General features: G+C 69.8%; 10 protein-coding genes. 5 read left to right on the top strand and 5 right to left on the bottom strand.

Features of this window, described 5'->3' with window-relative positions:
* Window positions 1-9: 9 nt before the first annotated feature.
* The 3 genes from GUY61_RS29845 to GUY61_RS29835 all read right to left on the bottom strand — a co-directional run bounded on the left by GUY61_RS29845 (window position 10) and on the right by GUY61_RS29835 (window position 2,931).
* A complete protein-coding gene (locus GUY61_RS29845; protein WP_166633361.1) occupies window positions 10-453 on the bottom strand; it encodes a hypothetical protein in 444 nt (147 codons plus the stop codon).
* Window positions 454-545: 92 nt separating this feature from the next.
* Window positions 546-1,508: a zinc-binding dehydrogenase gene (locus tag GUY61_RS29840; protein WP_166633360.1), complete on the bottom strand. Its 963-nt coding sequence runs from the start codon at window positions 1,506-1,508 to the stop codon at window positions 546-548.
* Between the two features lie 202 nt (window positions 1,509-1,710).
* Entirely contained in the window at window positions 1,711-2,931 is a 1,221-nt protein-coding gene (locus GUY61_RS29835) for an NADP-dependent malic enzyme (protein ID WP_166633359.1), read from the bottom strand.
* Window positions 2,932-3,465: 534 nt separating this feature from the next.
* Here GUY61_RS29835 and GUY61_RS29830 point away from each other — a divergent pair.
* From GUY61_RS29830 to GUY61_RS29820, 3 genes are read left to right on the top strand one after another with little or no spacing between them, the layout of a single operon-like run.
* Window positions 3,466-4,437: an ABC transporter substrate-binding protein gene (locus tag GUY61_RS29830; RefSeq protein WP_166633358.1), complete on the top strand. Its 972-nt coding sequence runs from the start codon at window positions 3,466-3,468 to the stop codon at window positions 4,435-4,437.
* Window positions 4,438-4,470: 33 nt separating this feature from the next.
* Complete coding sequence (locus GUY61_RS29825) at window positions 4,471-5,406, top strand: amino acid ABC transporter permease (protein ID WP_166633357.1); 936 nt, start codon at window positions 4,471-4,473, stop codon at window positions 5,404-5,406.
* Window positions 5,403-6,164, top strand: coding sequence for an amino acid ABC transporter ATP-binding protein (locus tag GUY61_RS29820; protein WP_166633356.1), 762 nt, complete (start codon window positions 5,403-5,405; stop codon window positions 6,162-6,164). Before GUY61_RS29825 ends, GUY61_RS29820 begins: the two co-directional genes overlap by 4 nt.
* Window positions 6,165-6,272: 108 nt before the next feature.
* Here the strand turns inward: GUY61_RS29820 and GUY61_RS29815 are convergent, their stop codons facing one another.
* Window positions 6,273-6,677, bottom strand: a complete 405-nt coding sequence (locus GUY61_RS29815) for a rodlin (RefSeq protein ID WP_166633355.1) — start codon at window positions 6,675-6,677, stop codon at window positions 6,273-6,275.
* 237 nt (window positions 6,678-6,914) lie between these two features.
* On the opposite strand from GUY61_RS29815, the gene GUY61_RS29810 reads away from it, so the two are divergent.
* Both GUY61_RS29810 and GUY61_RS29805 read left to right on the top strand, forming a co-directional pair.
* Window positions 6,915-7,331 carry a rodlin gene (locus GUY61_RS29810; protein WP_166633354.1) on the top strand — a complete coding sequence of 139 codons (417 nt, stop codon included), beginning with the start codon at window positions 6,915-6,917 and terminating at the stop codon, window positions 7,329-7,331.
* Between the two features lie 227 nt (window positions 7,332-7,558).
* Window positions 7,559-7,789, top strand: a complete 231-nt coding sequence (locus GUY61_RS29805) for a chaplin (protein WP_166633353.1) — start codon at window positions 7,559-7,561, stop codon at window positions 7,787-7,789.
* Window positions 7,790-7,936: 147 nt separating this feature from the next.
* Here GUY61_RS29805 and GUY61_RS29800 read toward each other — a convergent pair whose 3' ends face one another.
* On the bottom strand, window positions 7,937-9,235 hold the full coding sequence (locus tag GUY61_RS29800) for an NAD(P)-binding domain-containing protein (protein ID WP_166633362.1): 1,299 nt from the start codon (window positions 9,233-9,235) through the stop codon (window positions 7,937-7,939).
* Window positions 9,236-9,242: the final 7 nt, after the last annotated feature.

Here is a 9,242-nt window from a genome sequence, read left to right as displayed (position 1 = left end):
CCACGGCACTCAGCACTCAGCACTCAGCCCGCGGCAGCCGCCCGGCCGTGCCCGTCGCCCCGCCCGTCTCCGAGTACGCGCTCGATGCCGGCGCGCGGGGCCGCGTACCCGGCGAGCACGTCGCGCGGCCGCACCCGGCCCGTCGGCAAGCGCCGGCAAGATGTGCGCGTCGCCGACGTGCCGGTCGCCGCGCCCCAGGGCCGACTTCAGGGAGCGTTCCAGCACGGCCTTGGCCTCACGGGTGAAGGGCCGGTGCCCGGACCCCGCCCACCAGCGCCGCCGCCGTCCGGCTCCGGCCGGCGCGCCCTGCCCGTGCGTCTGCTCGACCCGAGCCACGATCTCGGCCACGTCGATGCCCAGCCCGGCCAGCGCCTCCGCGTCGGCGCGCGAGACGCCTCCGCGCCGCCGGGCCTCCTCCAGTGCCCGGACCAGGTCGTCACGCCGCCCCGACACACTGAGCGCCCCCAGCGCGAGGTTGACGCTCGGGGCAGGGAAAAGGGCCCGGACTCGAGGTTCCGGGCCCTGTCGGACCGATGCCCGCGGCGTCAGACCGTCAGCACGATCTTCCCGAAGAGGTCTCCGCCGGCCATCTTGGCGAAGCCGTCCCGCGCCCGGTCCAGGGGCAGGACCTCGTCGATGACCGGCCGGACGCCGGCCGCCGCACAGAAGGAGAGGAGGTCTTCGAGCTCGTCCTTGGAGCCCATCGTGGAACCGACGACCTTCAGCTCCAGGAAGAAGATGCGGTTCAGCTCCGCGGCGGGCGGGTTGGGGCCGCTCGTGGCACCGGAGATGACCAGAGTGCCGCCAGGACGCAGAGACTTGACGGAGTGGGACCAGGTGGCGGCTCCCACCGTCTCGATGACGGCGTCCACGCGCCGCGGCAGGCGCGCACCGGGCTCGAAGGCCTCCACCGCGCCCAGCTCGACGGCCCGCTTGCGCTTCGACTCGTCGCGGCTCGTGGCGTAGACCCGCAGACCGGCGGCCTTGCCCAGGACGATCGCGGCGGTGGCGACACCACCGCCCGCGCCCTGTACGAGGACCGAGTCCCCGGGCCGCACACCGGCATTGGTGAAGAGCATGCGGTACGCGGTCAGCCAGGCCGTGGGCAGACAGGCGGCCTCCTCGAAGGACAGCTCCTTCGGCTTGGGCAGCAGGTTCCAGGTGGGCACGCTGACCTGCTCGGCGAAGGTGCCCTGGTAGCGCTCGGTCAGGATGGAGCGCGGTTCCCCCGGGCCGACCCCGTGGCCGGTCTGCCCGATCACCGAGTGGAGGACGACCTCGTTGCCGTCCTCGTCGACGCCCGCCGCGTCGCAGCCCAGGATCATCGGCAGGGACTCCTCGCCGAGCCCCACCCCGCGCAGCGACCACAGGTCGTGGTGGTTCAGCGAGGCGGCCCTGACGTTGACGGTCGTCCAGCCGGGGCGGCTCTCCGGAGCTGGGCGTTCCCCCAGTTCCAGGCCGTTGAGGGGCTGGTCACGGTCGATGCGTGCGGCATAGGCGGCGAACATGATCCGAGCCTAGGACGCGGACGTGAGACGGCGTAACCACGCGGCCGTGTGACACACGCCGCGTCCGCCGCCGGGCACGGGACACCGCACAGCACACCGGCAGAGCACAGCACGGGGCGCGGACCGGGCACGGACGGACGAAGGGCCCCGCCGGACGGCGGGGCCCTTCACCGGCCTTCACCGGTACACGCGACGGCGCCGGTCAGCGGCGCGCCACACCCTCCGCGCGGGCGGCGGCCGCGACGGCCGCGCTGACGGCCGGGGCGACCCGCTCGTCGAACGGCGAGGGGATCACGTAGTCGGCGCGCAGGTCCTCGCCCACGACGTCCGCCAGGGCGGTCGCCGCGGCGATCTTCATGCCCTCGGTGATACGGGAGGCCCGCACCTGGAGGGCTCCGGCGAAGATGCCGGGGAAGGCCAGCACGTTGTTGATCTGGTTGGGGTAGTCGCTGCGCCCGGTGGCCACGACCGACGCGTACTTGTGCGCGATGTCGGGGTGGACCTCGGGCTCCGGGTTCGCCATCGCGAAGACGAAGGCACCCGGCGCCATGGAGGCGACCGCGGCCTCGGCGACCGTACCGCCGGAGACTCCGATGAAGACGTCGGCGCCGGCCAGCGCGCTCTCCAGGGAGCCGGAGAGCCCGGCCTTGTTGGTGATCTCGGCGAGTTCCCGCTTGACGTCCGTCAGGTCGTCCCGGTCACGGCTGACGACACCCTTGCGGTCGGCGACCGCGACGTCGCCGAGACCGGCGGCCAGCAGGAACTTGGCGATGGCGACTCCGGCCGCTCCGGCGCCGGAGATCACCGCCCGGAGTTCGCCGAGCTCCCGGCCGGTGAGCCGCGCCGCGTTGCGCAGCGCCGCCAGCGTCACGATGGCCGTGCCGTGCTGGTCGTCGTGGAAGACCGGGATGTCGAGGCGCTCCTGGAGCCTGCGCTCGATCTCGAAGCAGCGCGGGGCGGAGATGTCCTCCAGGTTCACCCCGCCGAACGAGGGGGCGAGCCTGACGACGGTCTCGATGATCTCGTCGACGTCCGTGCAGTCGAGTGCGAGCGGAACGGCGTCCACACCGCCGAACTGCTTGAAGAGAATCGCCTTGCCCTCCATGACGGGGAGCGAGGCCTCCGGCCCGATGTCACCGAGGCCGAGCACGGCGGTTCCGTCGGTGACGACGGCGACCACGTTCGACTTCCAGGTGTAGTCGTTCACGAGCTCGGGCTGCTCGGCGATCGCGGTGCACACCTTCGCGACGCCGGGCGTGTAGGCGAGGGACAGGTCGTCCTTGTCGCGCACCGGGACGGTGGCCTGCACGGCCATCTTTCCGCCCCTGTGCAGGGCGAACGCCGGATCGAAGGGCTCCTCGGAACCCTGGCCGGCATCCGTCGTGCTGCTGTCGCTGCGAGGATTGACGATCTCCGCTGCCACTTGTGTGACCCCTTAATTCTTAATCAGTTGAGGGTGGCCATCCCGGGTTGAGGGGTGGGCGGGAACCGCGTACATGGGAGTGCTCGCAGGTATGTACGCGCGGGCGCGCCGCACACGCGCCCTGGGCCCCGGATGAGGGGTGTAAGGATCCTTCATACCGGAATCACCGGCACATCCACGAGTCCACAGCGGTTCGCCGTTCGTCACATCGTCCGGACACCGAGGCTCGGTGACCGGACACATGCGGGCTCACCGACAGCTACCGGAATGGCTGTTCGATCACAGCCTAATCGTCCGGATGTCGAGATGTGCCGCAAAATTTGCCGCGGAAGAAGGCATCCCCCGCAGAGTGTCCGGCCAGGTCGTACCGGCTTGCGAGGGTTCGGGGGTCTCCCGTTATCCGATTTTGACATAGGCGGATGCCTGAAGGCGCGGGTCCGAATGGCAAGATGCCGTAATCACACAAGGTCGCGACACTCGATGATGTGTGTCCGACGCAACGGCCACTCCCTCATCCCGCCGGAGGACCCAACCATGACCGCAAGCACCATCCGCCGCACGGCAGCTGCCCGGTCCCGCCTCGCCGCTGTCAGCGCGATCGCGGTCGCGGGCGCACTGATGCTCACCGGCTGCGGTGACCAGACCAAGGAAGGCAAGGAGGGCGGCGGCTCCGAGAGCGCCGCCGCCACGAAGGCCCCCCTCTTCGACGCCCTGCCCAAGAGCATCCAGGACAAGGGCGTCATCAAGGTCGGCTCCGACATCGCGTACGCGCCCGTCGAGTTCAAGGACGAGTCCGGCAAGACGGTCGGCATCGACCCGGACCTCGCCGACGCCATGGGCAAGCAGCTCGGCGTGAAGTTCGAGTTCGAGAACGGCACCTTCGACACCCTGCTCACCGGTCTGCGCTCGAAGCGTTACGACATCGCCATGTCGGCCATGACGGACACCAAGGACCGCCAGGAGGGTGTCGACTCCGAGACCGGCAAGAAGGTGGGCGAGGGCGTCGACTTCGTCGACTACTTCACCGCCGGTGTGTCGATCTACACCAAGAAGGGTGACACCCAGGGCATCGAGACCTGGTCCGACCTGTGCGGCAAGAAGATCGCCCTGCAGCGCGGCACCGTCTCCCACGACCTGGCCAAGGCCGAGGCCAAGAAGTGCGACAAGGCCGGCAAGGGCAAGCTGTCCATCGAGGCCTTCGACAACGACCAGCAGGCCCAGACCCGTCTGCGCGCCGGCGGCGCCGACGCCGGTTCCTCCGACTTCCCCGTCGCCGCGTACGCGGTGAAGACATCGGGCGGCGGCAAGGACTTCGAGCTCGTGGGTGAGCAGGTCGAGGCCGCCCCGTACGGCATCGCCGTCGCCAAGAGCAACGCGGAGCTGCGCGACGCCATCCAGAAGGCCCTGGACGCGATCATCAAGGACGGCACCTACAAGAAGGTGATCGACGAGTGGGGCGTCGCCGAGGGTGCCGTGACCGAGGCCAAGATCAACGGCGGCTCCTGAACACCGGGCACCGCACGCTGAAAGGCACCACCCTTGACTGTTGACATCGACAAGACGGATCCGGCGGGCACTCCGCCCGCCGGACCGGAGGCCATCAGGGCCATCCCGGTCCGCCACTACGGGCGCTACGTCTCCGCGGTGATCGCGATCGCGCTCCTGGTCTCGATCATCTACGCGTTCGCCCAGGGCCAGATCAACTGGGATGCGGTGCCGGACTACTTCTTCGACAACCGCATCATCGAGGGCGTCGGCCAGACGCTCCTCCTGACGGTCCTCTCGATGCTGATCGGCATCGCCGGCGGCATCCTGCTCGCGGTGATGCGGCTGTCGAAGAACCCGGTGACCTCGTCCATCGCGTGGTTCTACATCTGGTTCTTCCGCGGCACGCCGGTGCTGGTCCAGCTCGTGGTCTGGTTCAACCTGGGTCTGGTCTTCGAGTACATCAACCTCGGTCCGATCTACAAGGACTACTGGTCCAGCTTCATGACGCCGCTGCTCACGGCGCTGCTGGGACTCGGCCTGAACGAGGCCGCGTACATGGCGGAAATCTGCCGTGCGGGCCTTCTCTCGGTCGACGAGGGCCAGACCGAGGCGTCGCACGCCCTGGGCATGAGCCACGGCAAGACCCTGCGCCGGATCGTCATCCCGCAGGCGATGCGCGTGATCGTGCCCCCCACGGGCAACGAGGTCATCAACATGCTGAAGACGACCTCGCTCGTGTCGGTGGTCCAGTTCTACGAGTTGTTCCGCTACGCCCAGGACATCGGCCAGACATCGGGTGCCCCGGTGGAGATGTACTTCCTCGCGGCGGCCTGGTACCTGATCCTGACGTCGGTTCTCAGCGTCGGGCAGTACTACCTGGAGCGGTACTACGCCCGCGGCTCCAGCCGCGCGCTGCCGCCGACCCCGTGGCAGAAGATGAAGACGCGCATGATGGCGCTGGGACGCCCGAAGGGAGGAACGGCATGACCGCCATGGTGAAGGCCGAGGGCGTTCACAAGTCCTACGGCGCCGCCCACATCCTCAAGGGCATCGACCTCGAGGTGGCTCCCGGCGAGGTGTTCTGCCTGATCGGCCCGTCCGGTTCCGGCAAGTCCACCTTCCTGCGCTGCATCAACCACCTGGAGAAGGTCAACGCGGGGCGGCTGTACGTCGACGGTCACCTGGTGGGCTACCGCCAGAAGGGCGACAAGCTCTACGAGCTCAAGGACAGCGAGGTTGCCCGCAAGCGCCGGGACATCGGCATGGTCTTCCAGCGCTTCAACCTCTTTCCGCACATGACGGCGCTGGGGAACGTCATGGAGGCCCCGGTGCAGGTGAAGGGCGAGGCCAGGGCGGTCGCCCGGGCCCGCGCCGAGCGCCTGCTCGACCGGGTGGGGCTGGCCGACAAGGCCGGGAACTACCCCTCCCAGCTCTCCGGTGGCCAGCAGCAGCGTGTCGCGATCGCCCGTGCGCTCGCGATGGAGCCCAAGCTGATGCTCTTCGACGAGCCCACCTCGGCGCTCGACCCCGAGCTGGTCGGTGACGTCCTCGACGTCATGCGGGACCTGGCGGAGGAGGGCATGACCATGGTCGTGGTCACCCACGAGATGGGCTTCGCCCGTGAGGTCGGCGACTCGCTGGTCTTCATGGACGGCGGCGTCGTCGTCGAGTCGGGCCACCCCCGCGACGTGCTGACCAACCCGCAGCACGACCGGACGAAGTCCTTCCTGTCGAAGGTGCTGTAGCACGCGGAGCCGGTACACACGGAAACACGGAGAGGCGGTACGGGATGTCCCGTACCGCCTCTCCGCTGCCATACGGAGCAAAGCCGGAGGCCCTGCCGCCGACAGCCGTCAGCTGTTGCTGCTGCCGTTGCCCGAGAGAATGCCGAAGTCCTCCAGGAGGTGCGACAGCGGCTCGTCGCCCTTGGCCTGGGTGGAGTTCTCCACACACTGCTGGTTCTGCGGGCCGGAGAGGATCTGCACGTCCTGGAGCAGGGTGCCCGTACCGGCGAGATCGCCGACGTTGACCTTCGGAACGGCGATGCAGGGCTTGTTGAAGGACCCCTGGATCAGGGCGAACTGCGGGCTCATGTAGCCGTACGTGGCCGAGTTTCCGTACGCCTGTGCGGCGCCGTTGCCGCTGTACGAGGTGGTGCCGGTGTCGTTCCCGACGGCCACGGCCTGCGGAGCGGCGGCCGCACCCACGCCGATCGCCGAGGCGGAGATGGCCGCGATGGCCACAGCCTTCTTGATCACAATCCGTTCCCTTTCAGATGCCTTGGGCAAGATGACCAGCACAACCCCCATCGGCCGAATTCGGTTCCGCCGCCTCACCCGAACGGCCCAGGGTGAACCATCGGAATTCCCGAGTTTTCCGGCGTTGACGAGTGAGGCCATTGGAGTGAATGGCCGCAACCAAACACTCCCGCACCGGGTTGTCCAGGACGCCGCACCAATCGTGCGCAATTCCTGAGAAGAAGAGGGACAAGAACGGTGATCAAGAAGATTATGGCTTCGGCCGCGGTTGCAGCCTCCGTCGTCGGTGCCTCCGCCGCCGCAGCCTCCCCGGCCATGGCGATCGCCAACGACACCGGCACGACGTCGGCCAGCGGCAACGGCGCCACCTCGCTCTACGGCAACTCCAAGACCGCCGGCGACCTGAGCCCTCAGCTCGGCCTCGTCCAGGGCAGCCTGAACAAGCCGTGCGTGGCCGTGGGCAAGGTCAACCTCGGCGAGGCCGCCGGCCTCGACCTCCTGCCGGCCACCCTGCTGCAGGACGTCCAGCTCCTGTCCGGCCCGCAGAACCAGCAGTGCGCCGAGAACTCCACCCAGGCCAAGGGCGACGAGCCGCTGTCGCACATCCTGGACGACATCGACCTGCTGTCGGGCAACGGCAGCATCAACGGCTGACGCGCGCCGCACCCGTGCCGCCCGAGCGCCGATTACTCCTTCTTCTCGGCGCCCGGGCGGCGCTCTGTACGACCCGTTGAATTCAGAAGCGGGATCGAATTCCGGCCTGCGGCCGCTCCACGTGCATTCGAGTGAATACTCCGGCACGGAGAAAGTCCTGTTTCCTCGGGCATCGCACGATCGTTATTTCCTCGACAGCACCATGCTGCTATAAGAAAGGCAAGACCATGTACAAGAAGGGTGCCGCCATCGCGGCCGGTTCGCTGATGGCCCTGGGCGCAGCCACCCCGGCGTTCGCCGACGCCGAGGCCGGAGCCCTGGCCAAGCACTCCCCCGGCGTGCTCTCGGGCAACGTCCTGCAGGTGCCCCTGGACCTCCAGCTCAACGTGTGCGGCAACAGCGACAGCGTGACCGGTCTGCTGAACCCCAGCTTCGGCAACATCTGCGCCAACCACTGACACGGGGGACGCCGACCGCAAAGACCCGCGAAACCCCGGCGTCCGGCTCCCGTCCCTCAGCGCGGCCCCGGGACGAGCAACGACGCTCGTTCCGGGGCCGCCCCCGTTTGCCCGGCGGCCCCCGATTCCCCGGCCGCCGCCGGTCCGCTACGCGCCGCGCCCGGCATCGGCCGTCGGCAGCGGCACCGGCACCGGCTCCTCCCGCCCGGCCGGGCGCGGCACGGTGTACGCCGTGCGGTGCGACGTGCGGTGCGACCGCAGCCGCCGCAGCACGCCGCGCACCAGCCGATCGGCCGTGAAGGTCGCGCCGTGCACGAAGCGCATCGCGGGCCCGAACGACGGGGCCGTCAGCAGTCCCGCGAAGAACAGCCCCGGCAGCGAGGACTCGAAGCCCGCGCTCAGTTCGGGCGTCCTGCCCTCCGTCCCCGAGGTCGCCAGGGCGGCACGCGCCTCGCGGTCCAGCAGGGGCAGCCGGTCCAGGCTCGGGCTGAAGCCGGTGGCCGCGACCACATGGTCCGTCCACAGCGAGACGTCCCCGTCCGGCCCGGTCAGGTCCAGCCGCAGCCCGGAACCCCCGGCGGCCGCGCCCCGCAGCCGGTGCGCCGGCAGCACCGGCACCCGCGGCTCGAAGCGCTCCCTCAGCCACCAGGCGCCCGCCGGTCCCAACGCTCCCGCCGCGATGCGGCCGCGGGTGGCCGCCGGCAGCCGCCGGAACGCCCAGGGCAGCTCCGACCAGGCCCAACTGGTCCAGCCCGAGCCGAGCCCGCTGTGCGGCCGGCGGACCGATTGCCACAGTCCGCGCTCCAGCGGGGCGGGCACGGTGTTCCAGTTCAGCCGGCCGGCCCTGGCGACGAGCCGGACGGCGGCGCCGTGCTCGGCGAGCAGCGCGGCCGTCTCCAGAGCGGCCTGCCCGGCACCGACGACGGTGACGTCCCGGCCCGCGAACGGGGCCAGATCCCGGTGCGAGCTGCTGTGCGAGACCAGTTCGGGTGGCAGCCCACGCAGCTGACCCGGGTAGTGCACGAAGGGCATGACGCCGACGGCCAGCGCCACCGTCCGGGTCTCGATGCTCTCGCCCTCCGCCGTCGCCACCAGGAATCCGCTGCCGAAGGGCCGTACGGAGGTCACGGTCAGCTCCTCGACATCGGGCACCGCATGGCCGGCGAACCACATCCCGTAGTCGGTGAAGGTGCCGATGGGCAGCGGCTCGCCGTGCCGGGCCGTCAGTCCGTGCCGCCTGCAGTACGCGTCGAGGGAGAACAGGCCGTCGGGGTCGGAGAGATTGGAGGCCCAGGGCTCGGACTTCAGGAACATGCCGTGCGGCATGTGATCTCGCCAGGACGCCATCGGCCGGCCCAGGACCCGCAGCCGCAGTCCCGCGGCCTCGGCGTGCGAGGCGATGGACAGTCCGTAGGGGCCTGCGCCCACCACTACCAGGTCGTACATGAGGCAG

Source organism: Streptomyces sp. GC420 (assembly GCF_009916105.1).
GTDB lineage: Bacteria > Actinomycetota > Actinomycetes > Streptomycetales > Streptomycetaceae > Streptomyces.
This window is presented reverse-complemented; position numbering and strand designations above follow the sequence as displayed.